A 21,997-nucleotide genomic window follows, 5' to 3' on the forward strand; every position below is an offset into this window, starting at 1 on the left:
GCGTTAGACCATGTATTGTCTTTTTTGCTGATCTTAGGAAGTGAAAATTAGATTATATCCTTGATAGAAACCAAAGGCCACAACCCAAGCTACGATCATTGATACAGCCACAGAAAAGAGTGTAAATCTCGCTGACTTAGTTTCACCCCAGATGGTGGCAACCGTTGTGAGACATGGAACGTAGAGGAGACTGAACAGGCAATAGCTGAAACCTTGTTGGAAGTTGATGACTCCTCCAAGTGTTGCTTTGAGTGCGTCGCTTCCTTCCGTCATTCCATACATTGTTGCAACCGCAGCCAACTGAACCTCTTTCGCAACGAAGCCAATGATGAGTGAAACTGTCAATAATGGATTGATGCCCAAAGGAGCCATCAATGGTTGGAAGAAGGTTCCGATCTGTCCTGCATAGGTGTTCAACCCCTCAGAGCCACCAGGATAATTCGTAAGGAACCAAGTGATTGTTGTTCCGATGATCATGAAGACCGATAGTTTTTGCACGAACGTCTTCATTTCACTCCATACATTCAGCGCAACTTGTTTAAACGTAGGAGTTCGGTATGGGGGTAGTTCAATGACAAAGGGATCTTTTGATTTGAATTGTCCGCTGGCATTGAAGATCATTGCCATGACAAAAGCAACGACAAAGCTAATGATATAAAGAAGCCATAGGGCCACAGCACCCATGTTGCTTGGAAGGATAATTCCTAGAAAGAAAACAAATACTTGCAGTCTTGCTGAACACAACGCGAATGGGATGACAAGGATCGAAAGCAATCGCTGACTGCGGGAACGAATTGTTCTTGTTCCCATAATTGCGGGAACATTGCATCCGAATCCAAACAGCTGCATGACAAAGCCACGCCCGTCAAGTCCAGCCTTGCGCATGATGTTGTCCATCAGATACGCAGCTCTAGATAGATAACCACTGTCTTCGAGAGCAGTCATCACCACAAAGAAGAAGGCAACAAGTGGTACAAAACCCAGCAGTGAAGCGAAACCTGTGTAAGGACCACTGATGACGAAATCTTTGACGACATCTGGGAGAAAGCTCAACCCTGGCTCTAAGACTGTGGCTTGTAACCAATCAGTGAAATCGCCGACGGGATCCTGCGCTGGCATTCCGATATTCCATATCAATAGGAATAGGACCAACATGGTGAGGAAAAAGATCGGCAAACCAAATATTGGATGCAAGAGCACGGCATCCATTCGATTCGTGAATGTCACCAGATTCTCTGGTGGCATTTCTATTCCTTGATCTAAAGAGTCTTGAATTTCTTCATCGGTGATTTTATTTTCACGGCAAAACTCAACAAGTTCTTTCACTTTATATGAATCTGTAATGTCGTTAACCGTGTTCCAGATTCCGTCAATTGCCAAGCTGCAGCCAGCACCATATTTTGCACTAATTGTAAAAACCGGCATCCCAAGAAACTGAGACAACTGCTGTGTATTGATCTTCACGCCAAAACGTTTTACTTCATCGGCCATATTCAAGGCAACTAAGCTTGGTACACCCAATTTCTTGAGTTGTAGAGGTAGAAGTATTTGTCGATCAATTTGAGAAGCATTGATCACACAAACGATTAGATCAAAGCTGTATTGTTCTAGGAAATCTTGAACGACTTTTTCGTCTTCTGTGAATCCATCTAGGTCGTAGATTCCTGGCAGATCAACAAACTCGACTGTTTTGCCATCACGCTCAACCTTTGCCTGCATGAAATCAACTGTTAGGCCAGGCCAATTGGCGACACCAGCAGTGGCATTCGTAACACGATTGAAGAATGTTGATTTGCCCGTATTGGGTTGACCCACGAAGACGATCCTGGGCAACTCGTTTTTTGATTCCGTTGTCTTGCCGGTTTCTGCAGTGATCATGATGGGGTTTTAAGGCTGTTTGAAATGGAATAAACAGTTATCGTCCTGACTTTTTGAGATCAATCACATCAGTGATTTCTACCAAAGATGCTTCTGACTTGCGTATGGCAATCTCGGTGGTGCTGCCAACCCTCACCTCATAGGGATCTCCACCAGGAGCTTTGCGCATCACCTGAACGGTCCGACCTTTCCTTATTCCCATTGCCTCTAACCGATCCTTGAAGGAATTACTCAGATCGCTACCATCACTGCTCACACCAACGACAGTTGCTGAATGATGAACTGCTAGTTCACTTAAATCCATTGCGTAGCTGTGCGGTTGCGTCTCTAATGAAAAGGCTAGAGCTCGTCGAATCTGCTGGCAATTAAAGAAGACCTAATACCGTAATCACCGTAGAATTTGTTACGAGCAATTCCCTATTGAGATTGAAATAATGAATAAAAACAGGAATTCGTATTCATGGGATTAGCGTTCGTTGCATATGTTACTTGGTAAATGTTGTTGCTTGCCGGTCTATGAAACGCTGCTAGTTTTAAATCAGATTATTCGTAATCATGCTGATTATTGAAATTGAATTGCTCATTGCGTTAGTACTTGTTTTAATAGCTATTACACGTCGTACGGCGATTACCCAGTGGCTTGCTAATAGAAGATACCAAATTGGTCTCAAGAGAGCGCGAACATTATTTCAGTTTTTGGATCAAAAAGATGGTCAACAAGCGGTTATTAATCATCTGCTTGAAGAAGGGCATTTTTTGCGTTCAAAGCGTAGGGTTGGAGATTTTTATTGCATTCCGGCTGAGAATATTGATGGTGAACTACAAAACATTATGCTTAGGATGTCGCATAAGAATGAGCCCAGGTGGATTGCCCTGCGAAGGCTGTATTTAAGTGCAATTCAGGATGGTTATTTCCAGAAATCTGTTATTGATATTCCGCCCTTGTGGGATCGAGAGTTTGACGTTGTTTATGAGCATTGGAAAGACAACTTGTCAGGTGCTATTCAAAAGTATGGCCGAGAAGGCGCTTGGATTGTTGCTTAAGAATTGGCTAATCACTGTAATGTTGATTTCGCATATTGAGTGACCTTCAATGTAATCATTCAATGAATGATTGGCTAGCGTTTATGCTTTGCTATTGACTTTATCCATGTATTAATGGATTTAAAAAGACTCTGAAGTAGTCGTCCAATCGCTTTGAACAAGCTTTTGAGACCTAGCGGTGGCAATTTCCCGCATTTGCTGCAGTGTGGCATCGGATTGATTGTCTTGCATCTTGTCAACTTTAATCACCGCTCCTTGTTGCGATCTGATTCTTTCTTTTTCCTTTCTGTCCCGTTAGGCACAACTGCTGCAGAAGTGATCGACTGATCCGCCAATATGTAACGTCGGTAAAGCATGATCCCAATTCTGGCAGGCTTTTAGGACGGTTTTGTCTCCTGAATTCTCGTGTTTTATCAGTTTTGTTGTGTTTGCTATTCTCTAATCGCTTGATCCCGCCTTCCGTTGTTGTTAGTCTGCCCTTAGCTCCACCCTAGCCGCTGCTGATGAGAAAAGAGTATCAACATCTAGCTAAGAAGATGTCTCATGGTCAGCAAATGGTTTTTGAGAATGAGTTTGAGCTTCGTTGTAGACAACCTTCGTTAGGTGTTGTTTACGCTCTTCTTTTGGGTTGGTTTGGTTACCATCGATTTTGGCTGAACGATCGTAAAAGCGGCTTGGTTTTTCTTGTCTTTTTCTGGACGTTGTTGCCAGGTTTGTTTTCTATCTTTGATGCTCTATGTATGCGTGAGTTGTGCACTGGTTATAACAACAAGCTTGCCAAGGAATTGTATGACGATATTAAGGAGATCAGTCCCTACTGAATGTTTAATTTAATTCTTGCTAGGTGTTGCTCTAAGGTATTGCTCTAAGGTGTTGTGTTATTGCGTTGTTTTTGACGCATTGTTGAATCATTTGTATGTAAGGTTTTCGTAATCACTTGCCTTTCGTTTCTTTCTTCTTAGTATTCGCATTCCTCTTTTTGGTGTGAGGAATCTCATGAAATTGTTCAAGCAACTGCTTGTTGCTCCTGCTGCCCTGGGCTTTCTGGCTCCCATGGCTGCTGGCGCGACTGAAGTCAATGTTGCTGGTGTTTCTGACTACGCCTCTGTGTCTTCTGACGCGGTTGCTTCTGAGCAGGTCACCAGCATCAACCAGTTCAACGATGTCTTTCCGACTGACTGGGCTTATCAGGCTCTTAGCAACCTGATCGAGCGCTACGGCTGCGTCGCTGGCTACCCCAACGGCACCTACCGCGGCAACCGTGCAATGACCCGCTTTGAAGCGGCTGCACTGCTGAACGCCTGCCTCGACCGCGTCACCGAAGTGACCGACGAGCTCAAGCGTCTGATGAAGGAGTTCGAAAAAGAACTCGCCATCGTGAAGGGCCGTGTTGACGGACTGGAAGCTCGTGTTGGCGAACTGGAAGCAACCCAGTTCTCCACCACCACCAAGCTTGAAGGTCAGACGAGCTTTGTGATCGGCGCCAACAGTTTTGGTGGTGATGTTGATGGTCTATCAGTAATTGGTAGTGAGCAGGACTACTCAAATCGTAATTATGGTGCAACAACTTTCAATTACGACCTTCAGCTCTATCTCAACACCAGTTTCACTGGTAAGGATTTGCTGACTACCACACTTAGATCCGGTAATTTTGGCGATACACCGTTCGCTTCCGGAAATCCTACTAATCTATCGACTCTCGAGGTTGCATCGGATTCGGGAGACAAACTCTATATCGATAAAATCTTTTACTCATTTCCCGTTGGCTCTTCCCTTACATTTGTCGGTGGCGCCAATGTTGGGCAGGATGACATGATGCCGATGTGGCCATCAATCTACCCTTCGGGTGATGGCAATACTGTTCTTGACGTTCTTACTCTTAATGGCGCTCCTGGCGCTTACAACAAGACTCAGGGCCCTGGCGCTGCACTGAACTATGAAAATGACGGTTTTGTCGTAGGCGTCCAGTATGTTGCCGCCAATGGATCTACAAGTAATCCAAGGGAGGGTGGAATCGCTACCGACGGCTCTGCTGGTGTTGGAACCGTGCAGATCGGTTACCAGGAAGAACAGTGGGGCATCGCCGGTGTGTATTCCTACCTTCAAGATGCCAGTCTTGTCCCCTACACGACGTTCTTTACGCAGGAGAAATACCTCCTCAGCGATGCAGCCAGCAGCAGTTCTTTGAACGCCTTTGCTCTTTCCGGTTATTGGCAGCCTGAAGATACTAGTTGGGTTCCTGCGATCAGTGCTGGTTGGGGCCTTAACACCACCTCCAACACAGATGGTTCTCCTGACGGAATAGTCACAACCTCTCAGTCATGGCAAGTTTCTCTTCACTGGGATGATGCATTCTTGCAAGGTAATGCTCTTGGTTTGGCGATTGGCCAACCAACTTTCGCTACATCATTGAAGGGCGGCGACACTCCTTTTGATGGGAACTATGTCATGGAAGCGTATTATGGCTTCCAGGTTACGGATAACGTTACTGTCACCCCAGCTGTTTTTTACCTGAGCCGTCCACTGGGTCAAACAACTTACAGTGGGACTCAAGGAAAAGACGGTACGTTTAATCAGTTTGGAGGACTCCTTCGGACCACGTTCAAGTTCTGATTTAGTCCATCTGTTCAAGTTGATGTCTTAATTCCTGCAACATCGATCTGGTATGAAGTCAAGCCGGCCTGTTCTGCATGCCGGCTTTTTGTTGATTAAGGCGGCACTAATCCTTTTAATGACACTCTGTTGTGCAGTCAGTTAATTCCCGATGAGTGAACAGACCGGTCAAACGCATCCCCTCTATGCAACTGATCGCGACCAAGTGGATGCCTTACTTGGCCATCAGGGTGATCCCGGCCCGGAGCAGCTCACTGTTGCGGCGAGACTTGTGATGCGATACGGCGATTTCCCAGGTGCTGATGACATCAAACAGGACATTCAGAAGGTTGTGACTGGCTGGGGCCTTGACTCCCACAGTCTCAATGCCCGTTGTCGTGAGATCTGGGCCAGTGGCTGGAAGCCTGGTCAGCAACTCGATAGCGATCTTGGTTCCGGTGCTGATGTTGCCGACCAGGAGGGATAAGTGCAGAGGAATGGGCGATCCCCAGTGATTGTCGAGGCAGCCCATTCATCAGAGCAATCCAGCGTTTATGCAGGAGTCGGAAGCACTTTCCCTGCCCTGGCTTCCTCTGCAACGCGGCGTAGGTCGTCGCATCCTTCCTTCAATGTTGGATAGGCAAACATCCCGCTCCCAGCAATGAAGCAGTTAGCGCCTGCAGCGCAACATTGGGAGATGGTCCAGTTCGCTTTGATGCCGCCGTCGACTTCGATGTCAACGCTCAGTCCACGTTCATCGATTGTTTTTCTCAGTTTTGAAATCTTGTCCAACATTGTGGGGATATAGGCCTGTCCACCAAATCCAGGATTCACAGTCATCACCAAAACGTGGTCGACCATATCGAGCACGTTTTCAACCATCTCCATGGGTGTATGGGGATTCATCGCAACAGAAGGACTGCCCCCGAGTTGCCGGATCCTGCCGAGTACTCGATGCAGGTGTGTGTTGGACTCAACGTGGGCAATCACCACTCCAGGCTCTCCGTTTGGGCCCTTGGTTGCATTCACATAGTCCTCAAGCATCGTTTCTGCGTTGTATTGGCTCACCATCAGTTGGGTCTCAAACTTCACATCGCAGTATTTGCGGCACGCCTTAATCAGTTCAGGGCCGAATGTGAGGTTCGGCACGAAGTTGCCGTCCATCACGTCAAACTGAATCCTGTCGACACCAGCGGCTTCGAGATCCTTCACGCATTGGCCCATCGCGGCCCAATCAGCGGGCAGCACCGATGGAATGATCTGAATCGGGCGTTCTGATGCGGTCATGGAGGGCCTTAAAACTCGGGGGACTTTAGAGAAGAACCCCTGATCTGAGGTTTGTTTGAATTGACTGATACAGTAAGCCGCGCTTTTGAGCGAAAAGCCCAGTGGCGCCAAGCCCTGAGAGCTGATCCTCTCCGCATTAGTTCCCCGCCGCACAACAGTGGATCGCACTCTCATCCAGGAAATTCTTGAGGTCGTTGAGCAGGCGGCCATTGCCTCTGCCGAGCTCACAGGCCTCGGCCAAAAAGACGAAGCTGATGCCGCAGCGGTGGAAGCCATGCGCAAACGCATGGGTCAGATCGAAATGCAGGGCCGAATCGTGATTGGAGAAGGCGAGCGTGACGAAGCTCCCATGCTCTATATCGGTGAAGAAGTCGGTTCAGGCAAGGGCCCTGGCGTTGACTTTGCTGTTGATCCCTGCGAAGGCACCAACCTTTGCGCGAACAACCAGCGCGGATCAATGGCTGTGCTCGCAGCTTCCGATCGTGGCGGGCTGTTCAATGCTCCTGACTTCTACATGAAGAAGTTGGCAGCTCCCCCGGCTGCTAAGGGCAAGGTTGACATTCGCAAATCGGCGACGGAGAACATCAAAATTCTCAGCGAGTGTCTCGGAATAGCTGTAAGTGATCTCACGATTGTGGTGATGGATCGAGCTCGTCACAAGAGCTTGATTGCTGAAATCCGTGCGACTGGAGCCAGGGTTCAGCCCATCTCCGATGGTGATGTGCAAGCTGCCATTGCCTGTGGTTTTGCTGGCACTGGCACCCATTGCCTCATGGGTATCGGTGCAGCTCCCGAAGGTGTGATCTCAGCAGCGGCTATGCGTGCTCTGGGCGGCCACTTCCAAGGTCAGTTGGTCTATGACCCTGCCATCGCCCAGACCTCTGAGTGGGCTGACATGACCAAGGAAGGCAACCTGGCGCGACTTTCCGAAATGGGAATCACCGATCCCGACAAGATCTATGAAGCTGATGAGTTGGCTTCTGGTGAGCATGTGATTTTTGCTGGAAGTGGCATCACGGATGGCCTGTTGTTCCACGGCGTTAAGTTTGAGAATGACTGCACTCGCACAAGCAGCCTGATCATCAGCAACCTTGACAACACCTGCCGTTTCACCAACACGGTTCATATCAAGGACGGTGCACAGAGCATTGCTCTGAGCTGACCTCCTTCTTTCAGCAGCGAGGGTTTTCTCCATGCACATCGCCGTTGTCGGCCTCAGTCATCGAACGGCACCGGTCGAAGTGCGCGAAAAGCTCAGTATTCCTGAGCAAACCATGGAGGAATCCCTGCAGAATCTGCGGGGTCATGACCAGGTGCTTGAGGCTTCGATTCTCAGCACCTGTAATCGTCTTGAGATTTATACCCTGGTCCGCAACCCGGAATTGGGAATTTCGGCTGTCAGGGAGTTTTTGAGCGGACATTCCGGACTGGATACCGGCGATCTGAAACCCCACCTGTTCACCTTCCACCACGAGGATGCCGTTGGTCATCTGATGAGGGTTGCCGCCGGTCTTGACAGCCTGGTGCTTGGGGAGGGGCAGATCCTGTCCCAGGTCAAGAAAATGATGCGTCTGGGGCAGGAGCACAAATCGCTCGGCCCGATCCTCAATCGATTGCTCACGCAAGCTGTGAGCACAGGCAAAAGGGTTCGTAGTGAAACCAATCTGGGCACCGGTGCCGTTTCCATCAGCTCCGCGGCTGTTGAGCTTGCCCAGTTGAAGCTGGGTCAGAGCCGTGGTGTGGATGATCTGGTCACCCTTGAGGATGAACAGGTGGCCGTTGTTGGTGCGGGGCGAATGAGTCGTCTTCTGCTTCAACATCTGAAAGCGAAGGGTGCTTCAGGTGTTGTTGTTTTGAACCGCACTGTGAGCCGTGCACAGGCTCTCGCTGCCGACTTCCCGGATCTGCCCGTGCAGTGCCGCCCACTCGAGGATCTTGATCACTGCCTGAGCACCTGTTCGCTGGTCTTCACCAGTACGGCAGCGGATGATCCAATTATTGATGCCAGTCGACTTCAGCAGTTGAATCGTCGCAGTTCGCTGCGCCTGGTCGACATCGGCGTTCCCCGCAACATTGACGCTGATGTGGATGGAATCTCCGGTGTTGAGGCTTACGACGTCGATGATCTGAAGGAAGTTGTCGAACGCAATCAGGAAGCTCGACAGCAGGTGGCTCGTGAGGCTCAGGGCCTGCTTGATGAAGAAGCGAGGCTTTTCCTGGAATGGTGGGACAGTCTGGAGGCAGTTCCGACCATCAACCGACTTCGTTCTTCTCTGGAGTCGATTCGCTCCGAAGAATTGCAAAAGGCGCTGAGCCGCATGGGACCTGATTTCTCGGCGCGTGAGCGCAAGGTGGTGGAAGCTCTTAGCAAGGGCATCATCAACAAGATCTTGCACACCCCGGTGACATCACTGCGTGCACCACAGCAGCGCAGCGAACGACAAAATGCTCTGCTTGTGGTCGAGCGTTTGTTTGATCTGGTGCAGGATGACGAGCAGGAACGCTGAGTGATTTCCGACTCGCAAGTTCCCTGTCTAAAACTGATTCCCAGCATTCTCGTCGGATCTGGCCCATGCATCGGTTTGGAGCACCAAAAGTCCGGTAGGTTTGCCCGGCAAAGCCGATCTGCGGGGGCGGCATGAAGCGTGTTCTGGCCATCATTCTCGGGGGAGGAGCGGGAACGCGTCTATATCCCCTCACCAAGATGCGGGCCAAGCCCGCGGTTCCTCTCGCGGGTAAGTACCGACTGATCGATATTCCGATCAGCAACTGCATCAACTCCGACATCAACAAGATGTACGTGATGACGCAGTTCAACAGTGCGTCGCTGAACCGTCACCTGAGCCAGACGTTCAACCTCAGCAATTCCTTTGGCGGAGGCTTCGTCGAGGTTCTTGCTGCTCAGCAGACTCCAGACAGCCCTTCCTGGTTCGAAGGCACTGCTGATGCTGTTCGCAAATATCAGTGGCTATTCCAGGAATGGGATGTCGATGAATATCTGATCCTGTCCGGTGATCAGCTGTATCGCATGGACTACAGCCGTTTTATCGAGCATCACCGCCGCACCGGAGCCGATCTGACGGTGGCGGCTCTCCCTGTTGATGCCAAACAGGCTGAATCCTTCGGTCTGATGAGAACAGATGATGATGGCAACATTCAGGAATTCCGTGAGAAGCCAAAGGGTGACTCCCTACTTGAGATGGCCGTCGACACCGCACGCTTCGGGTTGAGTCCCGAATCTGCGAAGGAGCGCCCTTATCTGGCTTCGATGGGCATTTATGTGTTCAGCCGTCAGACACTGTTCGATCTCCTTGATGGCAACACCAACCACAAGGATTTTGGCAAGGAAGTCATCCCTGAGTCACTTGCTCAAGGGGACAAACTCCAGAGCTATGTCTTTGATGACTACTGGGAAGATATCGGCACGATCGGTGCGTTCTATGAGGCCAACCTCGCACTGACACAACAACCACAACCACCGTTCAGCTTCTACGACGAGAAATTCCCGATCTACACAAGGCCGCGTTATCTGCCTCCGAGCAAGCTTGTTGATGCTCAGATCACCAATTCAATTGTCGGCGAAGGGTCGATTTTGAAGTCCTGCAGCGTTCATCACTGCGTTCTGGGCGTCCGTAGCAGGCTTGAGTCGGATGTGGTCATTCAAGACACCCTCGTGATGGGTGCTGATTTCTTCGAGTCGAGCGAAGAGCGAGCCGTGCTTAAAGAGCGCGGTGGCATCCCTCTCGGAGTGGGTCAGGGCACCACGGTCAAGAGAGCCATTCTCGACAAAAATGCTCGTATTGGTTCCAATGTCAGCATCGTGAATAAGGACCATGTTGAAGAAGCTGATCGCCCGGAGTTCGGCTTCTACATCCGTAATGGAATCGTGGTCGTTGTCAAAAATGCTTCGATTCCTGATGGAAGTGTGATCTGATCATTCATTCCTGACAGAGATTGACCACGTTGCAGCCGACTGCGGTTGTCGTGGTCACACTGTTGTCAGTGAATCGTCCAAACGAGCATGTCCAAGGCCCACTTCGGTCTGATTGGCCTAGGCGTGATGGGGGAAAACCTTGTCCTCAACGCTGAGCGCAATGGTTTCTCTAGCGTCGTTTACAACCGCACTTACGCAAAGACCGAAGAGTTTCTTGCCGGTCTGGGTGCTGGTAAGAACATTCAGGGTGCCACGGACCTTCAGGATTTTGTCAACAAACTGGAGCAGCCACGACGCATCTTGATGATGGTCAAGGCTGGTGGACCTGTGGATGCTGTGATTGAACAGATTTCCCCCTATTTGGATGAGGGAGATCTGCTAATTGATGGTGGTAACTCCGAGTATCACGACACCGAACGCCGCGTTGCTGAGCTGGAAAGTAAGAGTTTTGGTTTTATTGGGATGGGCGTCTCGGGTGGAGCCAAAGGTGCCCTGGAGGGGCCGAGCATGATGCCCGGGGGGACCAAGGCCTCCTACGACGCGATTGAAAGTCTGGTTTGCAAGATGGCAGCCCAGGTCGAGGATGGTCCTTGTGTCACCTACATCGGACCAGGGGGGTCAGGTCACTTCGTGAAGACCGTTCATAACGGCATCGAGTACGGCATTGAGCAGATCTTGGCGGAGGGATACGACCTGATGAAACGGGTCGGTGGCATGAGCAGCCTCGAGATGGCCGATGTGTTCGCTCACTGGAACAGCACAGAAGAGCTCTCCTCTTATCTCGTCGAAATCACCGAGGTGTGTTTGCGCACGATGGATCCTGATGATGGGACCTCACTTGTTGAGAAGATCCAGGACAAGGCCGGTCAGAAAGGGACGGGTCTCTGGACAGTTGTCAGTGCTCTGCAGATGGGGGCCTCGGTGCCCACGATCTATGCCGCCCTCAATGGACGGGTGATGAGCTCCATGAAAGACCAGCGCATCAAGGCTGAGCCGATTTTGAAGGGGCCGGCGCTTCAGTCCTTCGATATGGGCTCATCCGCCGATGGCATGGCTCCTCTCATGGATGCCATGGTTCTGGCCTGTATGGCGAGCTACGCCCAGGGCATGGAGCTGCTGCGGATTGCATCCGCCGAGCACAACTACAACCTGGATATGCCTTCGATCGCACAGATCTGGAAAGGTGGTTGCATCATTCGCGCCCGCTTGCTGAAGCGCATTCAAGATGCTTTCAACGCCAACCCCCAGCTGGAAAACCTGTTGATCGATCCCTGGTTTGCCGATCAGGTGAACAGGCGTCTGCCCGGTTTGGCCAAAGTGGTTGCTGGTGCTGCTGCTGCTGGCGTGCCGGTGCCGTGTCTTAGCAGCACTCTCGACTACATCAACAGCTACCGCACAGCACGACTTCCTCAGAACCTTGTACAGGCGATGCGCGACTGCTTCGGTTCCCACACCTACGAGCGCGTCGATAAAGACGGCACCTTCCACACCGAGTGGCTCAACTGAGGACCGCGCGATGAGCTCCTATCGCATCGAGCAGGTTGGTACGGCCCAAGGTCTTGCTCGCCGAGCCGCCGAGCACATCGGATCGGCGATTGACCTGGCGCTTGATCAGCGGGATCGGGCGCAGATTGCCTTGTCTGGTGGCAGCACCCCTGCTTTGGCCTATGCATTGCTAGGTCAGGAGCATCTGCCCTGGGACAGGGTTGATGTGTTTCTGGGCGACGAACGTTGGGTTGCCGCTGAAGATGAATCAAGCAACGCACGCATGTTGCGTAACACCCTGCTCAAGCAGGGTCAGCCTGGAGCTCGCGCTTGTTTTCATCCCGTTCCGACGGTGGAACTGGCGTCTCCGGAAGCCAGCGCCGAGGCTTTTGCGGAGTTAGTGGCCAAGGTCTGTCAGGGCCAGCCACCCGTGTTCGATTTCATGCTGCTCGGGCTTGGTGATGACGGTCATACGGCGTCACTCTTCCCTGGCACTGAGGCTCCTGGAGTCCGTGATCGCTGGACCACCATTGGACGGGGCAAAGGGCTTGAGCGGATCACTCTCACGGCACCTGTGCTCAGTGCTGCACGCCAGGTGGTGTTTCTCGTGAGCGGAGATGCCAAACGCCAGGCTCTGTCACGACTCGTCGATGCAGATGAATCCCCGGTGCGCACACCTGCCAAGCTGGTTCAACCGGGTTCCGAGATTCTCGTGCTCGCCGATCAGGCTGCTGCTGAAGGTCTTTGACAACACCTCCACACCACCAGCCACCTGAAATTCGAGTGATCGCTGCCGGTGACTCCTTTCGCGAATGGGCCAGCCTCAATGACACGATCATGGGCGGATCCAGCAGTGCCGGCTGCAGATTCAGTGATCAGGGCCTTGTTCTCGAAGGCGAAGTGGTGAGTGAAGGGGGCGGTTTTGTGAGCTGCCGTTCGCCCGTCTATCGACCCCCCTTGGATCTCGCTTCCTACTCAGGGTTGCGTCTGAGACTGGATGGGGAAGGCCGCAGTTTCAAGTTTGCGGTGGCTTGCAGGGATGGAGTGTTTGGACTCACTGAGCTGATTCCAGGTGGATTGCGTTGGGTCACGACGGTTGCCACTGAATTAACCGACACCACGGTTGTTGAACTTCCCTTTGACCGTCTCAAGCCTGTCGTCCGTGCCAAACCTGTCAGCCTTCCGGTTCGCTTTGATCCGTCGTGCATCACTCGTCTCCAGTTACTGCATTCACGATTCGGTGACGATGGTGAGCCAAATCCCGGCTATCGAGCCGGTGCAATCAAGCTCTTGATCCGCTCGATCGAAGCGTTTTGAGATGAGTGCTTGCTCTGCGCTTGAGACGTTGATCGCCTCCGCAGCAGACCTGTGCCGCAAGCCTGTGCTTCATGCCGTCCTGTCTGCCGAGGATGCAACGCTCGATGACTACCGAGGACGGATCGAATGTCGTGATGGAGACGGGAATCGTCTCGAAGAGCTCGATCTCGAGCTTGAGCTGTATCGCAGTGGCGAGGATCTCAATCTCACCCTTGCCTGGGTTGATCAACCTGCAAGGCCGATGCTTTGGCACGGTCAGCACCCTGTTTGGATGGATGCTGAAACGGGCAAGCGTTGCTCTGCTCCACCCGATGGAGCACCGCTTGAAGCCCTTGCTCGACGTCTCAGAGCCCTGCTGGTCTGATCAGGGTTGATCTGTGACCGCTCCCCTGCTGCTGGAGCTGACAAGACGTGCATATTTACCAAGAATGCCGGTTCGATAGCGGGGCGGCGGACTGCTCCAGGCAGCGCGTCTGCGCTCCAGTTCGGCTTCATCCACATTGAGTTGAAGCACAAGTTGATTGGCGTCAACGGTGATGCTGTCGCCCTCTTCAACCAGTCCGATGTTGCCTCCGACGGCGGCTTCGGGGGCTACATGCCCAACCACCAGTCCGTAGGAACCACCACTGAAGCGACCGTCAGTGATCAAGGCCACTTTTTCTCCCAGCCCCTGACCAACGATGGCTGCAGTGGGTGACAGCATCTCGCGCATACCAGGTCCACCCACTGGCCCCTCATAGCGCACGACGACAACGTCTCCTGCCTTGATCTTGCGTTCAAGAATGGCCTCCAGGCAGGTCTCTTCACTTTCAAAAACCCTCGCTGGGCCCGTCAGTACAGGTGATTTGACACCGCTGATCTTGGCGACGCTGCCCTCAAGTGCAAGGTTGCCTTTGAGAATGGCCAGGTGTCCCTTCTGATAGATGGGTTGGCTGATCGGGCGGATCACATCCTGATCAGCGGGGGGGGCTGAAGGCACATCTTTGAGCAGCTGCTTCAGCGTCTTTCCTTCGATCGTTCGGCAATCTCCATGCAGGAGGCCGGCATTCAGGAGCAGTTTCATCACCTGTGGGATGCCGCCTGCTCTGTGGAGATCAACGGTGACGTATCGACCGCTCGGCTTCAGATCGCAGAAGACCGGAACCCGCTGGCGGATCTGTTCAAAGTCATCGATGGTCAATTCGACTCCGGCCGTTCTCGCGATGGCGAGCAGATGCAGAACCGAGTTGGTTGAGCCGCCAACGGCCATGATCACGCTGATGGCATTTTCAAAGGCCTCTCTGGTCAGAAGATCCAAAGGCCTGATATTCGCTTTCACCGCTTCAACAAGGACCTCCGCTGACCGAGCAGCGCTGTCGGCTTTTTCAGCATCTTCAGCCGCCATCGTTGAGCTGCACGGGAGACTGAGCCCCATGGTTTCGATCGCTGCACTCATCGTGTTGGCAGTGAACATGCCGCCGCAGCTTCCAGCTCCAGGGCAGGCATTTTTTTCGACGGCGATGAGTTCGTCCATGTCGATCTTGCCATTCGTGAGCTGACCCACGGCCTCAAAGGCACTCACCACGGTGAGATCGCATCCACCCAGTTTTCCCGGCTTGATTGTGCCGCCGTAGACAAAGATCGCCGGGATGTTCATCCGGGCCATCGCCAACATGGCGCCGGGCATGTTCTTATCGCACCCGCCAACGGCAAGCACGCCATCCATGCTCTGGCCGTTGCAGGCCGTCTCGATCGCATCGGCAATCACTTCACGGCTAACGAGGGAGTACTTCATCCCCTCGGTGCCCATGGAGATCCCATCGCTGACGGTGATCGTCCCGAACATCTGAGGCATGCCTCCGGCCTGGCGTGCTGCCGCTTCTGCACGCTTCGACAAATCGTTCAGGCCCACATTGCAAGGCGTGATCGTGCTGTAGCCGTTGGCGATCCCGATGATCGGTTTGCCGAAATCCTGGTCACCAAAGCCCACGGCTCGCAACATCGCCCTGTTAGGGGAACGCTGGATCCCCTTGGTGACGGCATCGGAGCGGAGCATGGACGATCTCGCGTTGCGGCGATTCACTTCGGTCAACCTACCGGCCGCTCTGTCACTGTCTGGAGCCGAGATCTTCAAGCTGACGGCGCACATCTGCAATCGCGGAATTCAGCTGTTCGACGCGAGCTTCAAGGTGGCTGTCGGTGTCGGGTTCTGGACGATCCCCGGCGCTGAAGGCCTCACTACCGTCCTGCATGCGCGGTGCGTAGAGCATCGAGCGCTGGTTGCGAAGTCGACGACGGCGGTCAGCCTCGGAGAGCAGCCACCAACCGAAGCCTGCCGCTCCCAGAACGGCACCACTCACAAGGGTGGCCAGAGTTCCTGATCCAGAGTCCTGCTGCCGCGCCATGGGCTTCCTTTGAATATGTCCAGCCTAGTGCGGCTGAGCTGTTCTGATTCCCAGTCTTTGCAGGGGATCACCGATTCCTGGAAGGATCCGGCCTTGCTCGTCGAGGTCGGCATCGATACAGGCTGTATGGATTGTGATCTCCGGGTAGGTCTCACCGATTTGCTTCAGTCCTGGGCTGGCGGTGAGCGCTGTGATCACCCTCAGCCGCGGTGCTTCTACGCCCAGTTGCTCCAGACGCCGCAGCAGTTCGATCAGTTCGTCGCCTTGACGGATCTGATCCAGAAGCAGCACCACACCGGCCTGGGCTTCAATCGCTTCAGGCAGACCTCCCAGGCAAAGTTCGGCGCTGGGCAGCACTTGGCGTGCACCTTCCCAGAGCTGTAGCCCTCCCGGGAATATCGGGGCGACCAGCAGTGGAACCGCTGTTTCAATCACCGTTCCTTCCGTGCTGGCCAGAGGAGTTTTGATCTCATCTCTGCGATGAGGCAACCAGTCGCGGATCGCTTCATAGCTGAGCCAGCGTCCGAGCTCCTCCATGGCCGTTCGGAACAAAGCCGGTGGTGTCCCCTCATGCCTCAGCACGGTCAGCCAGTGTGCGATCAGGGGATGGGGCGGTACCACCACCCGGAGAGTCTTGGCCATGGCACGTGGCTGGGCAGTCGTCTGCCATATCGTGACCGCTCAAGTTACGGCAGTTGTCCCTAAAGACCTGTCGAGCGTTCACCAACCATGGTCTTGTCTGCTTTTTTTCAATCTGTTTCCCGCCGCTTCATCGCTTCGTTGCTGTGTGGCCTGCTCGTCGTCATCGGACTGGTGGTCGGTGGTGATACTGCTGATGCGATCACGGCTCCTGAGCTGCGCGGGCAACGGGCTGTTCAAGACATCACTGCCGATATGCATGGGCGCGATCTCAAAGAGAAGGAATTCCTCAAGGCTGACCTGCGCGAGGTGAATCTCAGCGAGACCGATTTGCGTGGTGCTGTGATCAATACCTCGCAGCTCCAGGGTGCTGATCTTCGGGGAGCGGACCTTGAGGATGTCGTGGCCTTCTCTAGTCGCTTCGACGGAGCCGATCTGCGCGATGCCAACTTCACCAACGCGATGTTGATGCAAAGTCGCTTCAACGATGCTGAAATCGAAGGAACGGATTTCACCAATGCTGTGATCGACCTTCCCCAGCTCAAGGCGTTGTGCGGCCGGGCCACAGGTGTGAACAGCCGCAGTGGTCTTAGCACCCGTGAATCCCTGGGGTGTCGCTGATGCCTTCACGGCTTCCAGTCACCGTGATCACGGGCTTTCTCGGGGCCGGTAAAACAACGCTTCTCCGACATCTTCTGGTGAACAGCGGCCAGCGCTTGGCAGTGATGGTCAATGAATTCGGATCGGTCGGTTTGGATGGCGATCTCATCCGCAGCTGTGGCTTCTGCCCTGAAGACGAGGTTGACGGTCGGTTGGTGGAGCTCAACAACGGTTGTTTGTGCTGCACGGTTCAGGACGACTTCCTGCCGACGATGGAGACCTTGCTCCAGCGTTCGGATCAGCTCGATGGAATCGTCGTGGAGACCAGTGGCCTTGCACTGCCCAGACCGCTTCTACAGGCTCTTGAGTGGCCAGCCATCCGTAAGCGGGTTCATGTGAATGGGGTGGTCACCGTTGTGGACGGGGAAGCTCTCAGTGCAGGAAGCCCCGTTGGTGATCCCGCTGCCCTTGAACGTCAGCGTCAGGAGGATCCCAATCTGGATCACCTCACTGCCATCGATGACTTGTTTAAGGATCAGCTTGAGGCGGCAGACCTCGTGCTGATCAGTCGATCGGATCGACTCGATGCCTCCCAATTGGAGTCAGTTCAACAGCAGCTTGCAGAACGGCTGAGGTCAGGAGCTGGCACCCTGGCGATCAGTCGAGGCATTGTCGATCCAGCGCTTGTGCTGGGGATGGATCTCGCCCACCAGTCGATGCCCATTGACGATGACTCCCCACACGATGGCCATGACCACGGGCATGGCCATCATCATCACGATCACACCCATGTGGAGGCGGTCAGCGGTCAGATTCAACTGGAGGGATGCTTCGAGCGTGGACAGCTCGAACAGTTGCTCAGCAGCTTTGTGATCGACCACGACGTGATCCGGCTGAAGGGACGGCTCTGGATTCAGGGAAAAACCCTTCCTCTTCAGATCCAGATGGTGGGTCCTCGTTTGGAGAGCTGGTTTGAGTCGGCTCCGGTTGAGGCCTGGAAGCCTGCTGGTAGCCAAGGTCTGGAGTTGGTGGTGATCGGTTTGCAAAGTGATTCCACCCAGCGACTCGAACATCGCTTGCAGAACACTTGTCTGCAGGGAGTTTGATTAGCTTGAGGTGGTTCGCTATAGCAGCTCTTTTCGGAGGGCTCTGGAATTCGTTCATCGCCGTCAAGGCCGAAGAACCACGGCTTCAACAGGGGGCGAGTGTGAGCTACCGCTGCAGCGGTGGCGAGCGGCTTGAGGCGACCTATTACGAGCTACGCGATCGTTCTCTGGCGTTTGTTCGTCTGCGACTGCCGGATGGACGTCAGCTGACATTGCCGCAGATCGCTTCGGCATCGGGAGCTCGATTCAGTGCTGACCGCGAGCTCACCTGGTGGATCAAAGGCAACAGTGGTTTCCTTCAACAGCGCGACTCTGAGGGTGAGTGGCGCGTCACGTTGAAGGACTGTGATTCGGTGGTCTAGAGAGCGGCCCTTTAATTACGGACTTCCAGCCGATCCGTGCCGCTGCGTTCGATCAGTTGAGCCAGTTCGAGCATGTCGGACCTGTTGACCAGGCCGATGCAACCCAGAGTTCCGCTATTGGCGTTCTGAAGCCCCGCGCTGGGATCCAGGTGGATCCCCAGCACTCTGCGACCGGTGGTGAAGGTGGGCTCGATGCTGATCCATACAGGACCAAGCTCGGGGTAATGACCGTCGGTCAAGGGTTCAACGACACCCACGCTGTAATTCCCGATCGGCAGGGGCGCACGGCTACCGAGCTGGTCACGATTGGCGTTCTGACGATTGGCTCGGCCACTGACAGCGTCAAAACGACGCAGGGGTTCACCAGGAATCTCGATTTTGAGGTTCCAGATGGGATCTCCGGTTGTTGCCAGCCGACGATCGGTGCGCTCGAGAACAAGGGTGGGAGCAGGATCGGGCTTCGGCGCTTCAGGCTCAAGCAACGCCATCAAGGATTGCCGTTTGAACGGTTTGGCTTCAGCTCTCGCTGCAGACGTCAAACCTGTCCCTGCCAGAACCATGGCCAGGGTCAGACCTGAGAGCAGGCTGCTGAACAGAGGACGAGTTCTGACGATTTGCATCCCGTTGGCAGAAAAACGTGCCTGTCCTAAGGGGGATGATTATCGCTTGATGAATGAATAAACGGTTGTTCAGCTGGCCTCGAGTTGTCGCCAGTCCAGGCCAGGACAATGGGCGACGATGGCCGCCGTCGTCCTCATGTAGTTCGCATAGGAGGGAAGCTCACGTAGCAGTGCGCGTTCCTCGCGCCGCGCTTTGCCGGTGAGAACTTTGATCAGAAGCAGAAACAGCAACAGATGCAGCATGCTTCCCAACGCGATCACCACTCCCAGAGAACAGACCAGAACCGCTCGGTAGAGAGGATGGCGGCAGCGTGCATAGACGCCTGTGGTGACCAGATCAGCTCCCGGTTTCGGATCCGGTAGCGGAGAAAGGCTGGGCCCCAGTGTCAGAAATCCTTGGACGGCCAGGCCCAGGCCGATTGTCAGGGTGATCAGGCCCATGATTTGAGCTGCAGCAGGCCAGGCAATCCCGAATAACCCCGGATTTGGCCATGCAGGGATCAGATGACAGCTGATCAGGGCCAGCTGTGCCATCAACCACCACTCACCACGTCGGTTGTTGAACCAGCCGTCCCAGCTCAACCCCCAGCCTGTGAATGCTTGTTTCCAGCCGCTTATGGCGGGGCTGTCTCCATCACGACTGCTCCTGAGTGGGACCATGCTCCAATTCTGACCTCCCATCAATCATGAGAACCGTCGTGATCACTGGTTCCAACAGGGGAATCGGGGCCGCGGTGGCGCGCACGTTGATCAAGCAAGGGCAGCGACTCTGCCTGGCAGTGCGCGATCCCAAGGCCTTGTCGGGAACCGATCTGGACCCCGATCTATTGCCCGATCGCCTGATGTCATGCCCCTATGACGCTCGTGTTCCAGAAGATGCTCAACGGGTTGTCGACACGGCTCTGAGCCGGTTTGGATCCCTGGATACGCTCATTCACTGCGCTGGAATCCTGCGTCGGACTCCCCTGTTGTTCAGTGAAGAGCAACGCGCTGAACCGGATGAACTCTGGAGCGTGAATGTGATGGGTCCTTGGTGGTTGACTCGGGCTGCCTGGCCTGCCCTCATTGATTCTGGACGGGGTCGGATTCAGGTGCTGGTTTCGATGAGCGGCAAGCGCTGCAAAGGTTCGCTTGCTGGATATACCGCGAGCAAATTCGCATTGATGGGTCTCTGCCAAACCATGCGCAACGAGGGTTGGGATCAGAACATTCGTGTGACCGCTGTCTGCCCTGGTTGGGTCAATACCCAAATGGCCGCGGGGGTGAAAACAATGCCTCCCGAGCAAATGACACAGCCTGAGGATCTGGCCAGTCTCTGCGCGCATCTGCTCACGCTTCCGTCGGCGGCGGTGCCTTTTGAATGTGCCGTTAATGCAGCGCTCGAGCGTTGATCAATCCAGAGGGATCTCTCCTCGGGCGCAAATGTCGTTCCAGCAGAGTGTCCGTTCCGCGACCCAACGGGCCTGCACTCCCGTCCAGTTGCTGTTGCCATTCCGCTGCATCTTCATGCGCCCGCTGCCGTCATGGTGGAAGCGCACGGTTGTGTTCTCAAACGCCAGTTGCCAGCTGCTGCCAGGTTGATCGCTCTCATAGCGACAGTCTTGCCACGCTTGATGCTGTTGCCGACATTCCACGGGCACGCTGACTGCGGGTTGGGCTGGCGCAGCCAGGCCGAGGCCAGCCGCAAGCAGCACGCTGGCCTGGCTGATGGAGCGGATGAGAGGTGCCAGTGGATAGCGCACGGACTGGACTTTGCAGCAAGGGGCTTTTTTCAACGTGCATTTCGTCGAACGAAAGCGGTCCCCTGGCCTGTCAATATTTAACAATTGCCGCTCGGAGCTCGTGCCGCGTTACCAAGCCCGCGTTCTGGTGCACCTGCGCCCATCGGTACTGGATCCAGCTGGTGAGGCTGCCAGGGCAGCCGCGTCCCGTCTCGGTGTGGAGGGTGTGGAGCGACTGCGCATCGGCAAAGCTGTGGAACTGGAAGTCGAGGCCTCTGATGAGGCGGAAGCACGCCGAAATCTGGAGCTGCTCAGTGATCGGCTGCTTGCCAATCCTGTGATCGAGAACTGGACTCTTGAGTTGACCCAGTCATGACCATCGGCGTTGTCGTTTTTCCGGGATCGAACTGCGACCGTGATGTTCGTTGGGCGACCGAGGGCTGCTTGGGGATGCCAACGCGTTACCTCTGGCACGAGGAACGTGATCTGAGTGGTCTTGATGCGGTCGTCCTTCCCGGGGGATTCAGCTATGGGGATTACTTGCGCTGTGGTGCAATCGCCAGATTTGCTCCAGTCCTTGAATCACTGCTCAGTTTCGCTTCATCCGGTGGACGGGTCCTAGGCATCTGCAATGGTTTCCAGGTGCTGACAGAGCTGGGACTTCTACCTGGCGCGCTCACCCGCAACCGTGATCTTCATTTCATCTGTGAAGACACTGCGCTTTCTGTGGCGAGTGATCGCTCGCCATGGCTGTCTTCCCGTGGCCGGGGAAGCCAGTTTTCCCTGCCGATTGCCCATGGAGAGGGGCGCTACCAATGCAGTGATGACACGCTGAAGCAACTTCAGGACGATGACGCCATCGCCTTGCAGTATTGCGTGAACCCCAATGGTTCCGTCTCGGATATCGCCGGCATCACCAATGCCTCGGGTTCGGTGCTCGGACTAATGCCTCATCCTGAGCGTGCTTGTGATCAGCAGACGGGAGGAACGGCAGGTCGAGCCATCCTGGAAGCGCTGCTCTCCTGACC

At 54.1% G+C, this 21,997-nt stretch carries 26 protein-coding genes; 17 read left to right on the top strand and 9 right to left on the bottom strand.

All coding sequences use genetic code 11. The features are described from left to right. Positions 1–33 precede the first annotated feature (33 nt). Positions 34–1,878: a ferrous iron transport protein B gene (gene feoB / locus SynMITS9220_RS05355; RefSeq protein ID WP_186991259.1), complete on the bottom strand. Its 1,845-nt coding sequence runs from the start codon at positions 1,876–1,878 to the stop codon at positions 34–36. A 37-nt stretch (positions 1,879–1,915) separates the two neighbouring features. Next, positions 1,916–2,182: a FeoA family protein gene (locus SynMITS9220_RS05360; RefSeq protein WP_186991261.1), complete on the bottom strand. Its 267-nt coding sequence runs from the start codon at positions 2,180–2,182 to the stop codon at positions 1,916–1,918. 251 nt (positions 2,183–2,433) lie between these two features. Between SynMITS9220_RS05360 and SynMITS9220_RS05365 the strand changes: the two genes are divergently transcribed. The 4 genes from SynMITS9220_RS05365 to SynMITS9220_RS05380 all read left to right on the top strand — a co-directional run bounded on the left by SynMITS9220_RS05365 (position 2,434) and on the right by SynMITS9220_RS05380 (position 6,001). Beyond that, entirely contained in the window at positions 2,434–2,922 is a 489-nt protein-coding gene (locus tag SynMITS9220_RS05365) for a hypothetical protein (RefSeq protein WP_186991263.1), read from the top strand. Positions 2,923–3,425: 503 nt separating this feature from the next. Beyond that, positions 3,426–3,743, top strand: coding sequence for a TM2 domain-containing protein (locus SynMITS9220_RS05370; protein WP_186991264.1), 318 nt, complete (start codon positions 3,426–3,428; stop codon positions 3,741–3,743). 175 nt (positions 3,744–3,918) lie between these two features. Then, positions 3,919–5,535, top strand: coding sequence for an iron uptake porin (locus tag SynMITS9220_RS05375; protein ID WP_186991266.1), 1,617 nt, complete (start codon positions 3,919–3,921; stop codon positions 5,533–5,535). Between the two features lie 151 nt (positions 5,536–5,686). Further along, the gene (locus SynMITS9220_RS05380) at positions 5,687–6,001 is read left to right on the top strand and encodes a DUF3288 family protein (RefSeq protein ID WP_186991268.1); all 315 of its coding nucleotides are present in this window, start codon (positions 5,687–5,689) and stop codon (positions 5,999–6,001) included. A gap of 65 nt (positions 6,002–6,066) precedes the next feature. Here SynMITS9220_RS05380 and rpe read toward each other — a convergent pair whose 3' ends face one another. Then, positions 6,067–6,801, bottom strand: a complete 735-nt coding sequence (rpe, locus tag SynMITS9220_RS05385) for a ribulose-phosphate 3-epimerase (protein ID WP_186991271.1) — start codon at positions 6,799–6,801, stop codon at positions 6,067–6,069. Between the two features lie 157 nt (positions 6,802–6,958). Between rpe and glpX the strand changes: the two genes are divergently transcribed. The 7 genes from glpX (at position 6,959) to SynMITS9220_RS05420 (ending at position 13,901) form a co-directional block, all read left to right on the top strand. Beyond that, on the top strand, positions 6,959–7,963 hold the full coding sequence (gene glpX / locus SynMITS9220_RS05390; protein WP_115126328.1) for a class II fructose-bisphosphatase: 1,005 nt from the start codon (positions 6,959–6,961) through the stop codon (positions 7,961–7,963). 31 nt (positions 7,964–7,994) lie between these two features. Beyond that, positions 7,995–9,308 (top strand): glutamyl-tRNA reductase, encoded by a 1,314-nt coding sequence (locus SynMITS9220_RS05395; protein WP_186991273.1) that lies wholly within the window; start codon positions 7,995–7,997, stop codon positions 9,306–9,308. 131 nt (positions 9,309–9,439) lie between these two features. Further along, entirely contained in the window at positions 9,440–10,735 is a 1,296-nt protein-coding gene (locus tag SynMITS9220_RS05400) for a glucose-1-phosphate adenylyltransferase (protein ID WP_186991275.1), read from the top strand. 87 nt (positions 10,736–10,822) lie between these two features. After that, on the top strand, positions 10,823–12,241 hold the full coding sequence (gene gndA / locus SynMITS9220_RS05405) for an NADP-dependent phosphogluconate dehydrogenase (protein ID WP_186991277.1): 1,419 nt from the start codon (positions 10,823–10,825) through the stop codon (positions 12,239–12,241). A 10-nt stretch (positions 12,242–12,251) separates the two neighbouring features. Continuing rightward, positions 12,252–12,968 (top strand): 6-phosphogluconolactonase, encoded by a 717-nt coding sequence (gene pgl, locus SynMITS9220_RS05410; RefSeq protein WP_186991278.1) that lies wholly within the window; start codon positions 12,252–12,254, stop codon positions 12,966–12,968. Continuing rightward, entirely contained in the window at positions 12,965–13,537 is a 573-nt protein-coding gene (locus tag SynMITS9220_RS05415) for a CIA30 family protein (RefSeq protein WP_186991279.1), read from the top strand. Before pgl ends, SynMITS9220_RS05415 begins: the two co-directional genes overlap by 4 nt. 1 nt (position 13,538) lies before the next feature. Next, a complete protein-coding gene (locus SynMITS9220_RS05420) occupies positions 13,539–13,901 on the top strand; it encodes a hypothetical protein (RefSeq protein ID WP_186991280.1) in 363 nt (120 codons plus the stop codon). On the opposite strand, the gene ilvD is transcribed toward SynMITS9220_RS05420, so the two are convergent. Genes ilvD through SynMITS9220_RS05435 form a run of 3 tightly spaced genes read right to left on the bottom strand, consistent with a single transcriptional unit; the run spans position 13,902 to position 16,563 of the window. Next, positions 13,902–15,572, bottom strand: a complete 1,671-nt coding sequence (gene ilvD, locus SynMITS9220_RS05425; RefSeq protein WP_186991281.1) for a dihydroxy-acid dehydratase — start codon at positions 15,570–15,572, stop codon at positions 13,902–13,904. A gap of 52 nt (positions 15,573–15,624) precedes the next feature. Beyond that, complete coding sequence (locus SynMITS9220_RS05430; protein ID WP_067095008.1) at positions 15,625–15,921, bottom strand: hypothetical protein; 297 nt, start codon at positions 15,919–15,921, stop codon at positions 15,625–15,627. 24 nt (positions 15,922–15,945) lie between these two features. Next, complete coding sequence (locus SynMITS9220_RS05435; protein WP_186991288.1) at positions 15,946–16,563, bottom strand: uracil phosphoribosyltransferase; 618 nt, start codon at positions 16,561–16,563, stop codon at positions 15,946–15,948. Between the two features lie 87 nt (positions 16,564–16,650). On the opposite strand from SynMITS9220_RS05435, the gene SynMITS9220_RS05440 reads away from it, so the two are divergent. Genes SynMITS9220_RS05440 through SynMITS9220_RS05450 form a run of 3 tightly spaced genes read left to right on the top strand, consistent with a single transcriptional unit; the run spans position 16,651 to position 18,628 of the window. Further along, the gene (locus tag SynMITS9220_RS05440) at positions 16,651–17,181 is read left to right on the top strand and encodes a pentapeptide repeat-containing protein (protein ID WP_186991290.1); all 531 of its coding nucleotides are present in this window, start codon (positions 16,651–16,653) and stop codon (positions 17,179–17,181) included. Then, on the top strand, positions 17,181–18,266 hold the full coding sequence (gene cobW / locus SynMITS9220_RS05445; protein WP_186991292.1) for a cobalamin biosynthesis protein CobW: 1,086 nt from the start codon (positions 17,181–17,183) through the stop codon (positions 18,264–18,266). Before SynMITS9220_RS05440 ends, cobW begins: the two co-directional genes overlap by 1 nt. Positions 18,267–18,271: 5 nt before the next feature. Further along, entirely contained in the window at positions 18,272–18,628 is a 357-nt protein-coding gene (locus tag SynMITS9220_RS05450; RefSeq protein WP_255483238.1) for an MliC family protein, read from the top strand. An 11-nt stretch (positions 18,629–18,639) separates the two neighbouring features. Here the strand turns inward: SynMITS9220_RS05450 and SynMITS9220_RS05455 are convergent, their stop codons facing one another. Continuing rightward, positions 18,640–19,248: a hypothetical protein gene (locus SynMITS9220_RS05455; protein WP_115126318.1), complete on the bottom strand. Its 609-nt coding sequence runs from the start codon at positions 19,246–19,248 to the stop codon at positions 18,640–18,642. 69 nt (positions 19,249–19,317) lie between these two features. Then, positions 19,318–19,929: an isoprenylcysteine carboxylmethyltransferase family protein gene (locus SynMITS9220_RS05460; protein ID WP_255483239.1), complete on the bottom strand. Its 612-nt coding sequence runs from the start codon at positions 19,927–19,929 to the stop codon at positions 19,318–19,320. Between the two features lie 5 nt (positions 19,930–19,934). Between SynMITS9220_RS05460 and SynMITS9220_RS05465 the strand changes: the two genes are divergently transcribed. After that, the gene (locus tag SynMITS9220_RS05465) at positions 19,935–20,639 is read left to right on the top strand and encodes an SDR family NAD(P)-dependent oxidoreductase (RefSeq protein WP_186991294.1); all 705 of its coding nucleotides are present in this window, start codon (positions 19,935–19,937) and stop codon (positions 20,637–20,639) included. Here the strand turns inward: SynMITS9220_RS05465 and SynMITS9220_RS05470 are convergent, their stop codons facing one another. Beyond that, positions 20,640–21,023, bottom strand: a complete 384-nt coding sequence (locus SynMITS9220_RS05470) for a hypothetical protein (RefSeq protein WP_255483240.1) — start codon at positions 21,021–21,023, stop codon at positions 20,640–20,642. A gap of 67 nt (positions 21,024–21,090) precedes the next feature. Here SynMITS9220_RS05470 and purS point away from each other — a divergent pair, with 67 nt between their 5' ends. Both purS and purQ read left to right on the top strand, forming a co-directional pair. After that, positions 21,091–21,345, top strand: coding sequence for a phosphoribosylformylglycinamidine synthase subunit PurS (purS, locus tag SynMITS9220_RS05475; RefSeq protein WP_067094991.1), 255 nt, complete (start codon positions 21,091–21,093; stop codon positions 21,343–21,345). Continuing rightward, on the top strand, positions 21,342–21,995 hold the full coding sequence (gene purQ / locus SynMITS9220_RS05480) for a phosphoribosylformylglycinamidine synthase subunit PurQ (protein ID WP_067094988.1): 654 nt from the start codon (positions 21,342–21,344) through the stop codon (positions 21,993–21,995). The genes purS and purQ overlap by 4 nt, the downstream gene beginning before the upstream one ends. The last annotated feature ends 2 nt before the right edge of the window (positions 21,996–21,997 follow it).

The organism is Synechococcus sp. MIT S9220, assembly GCF_014304815.1.
Classification (GTDB): Bacteria; Cyanobacteriota; Cyanobacteriia; order PCC-6307; family Cyanobiaceae; genus Synechococcus_C.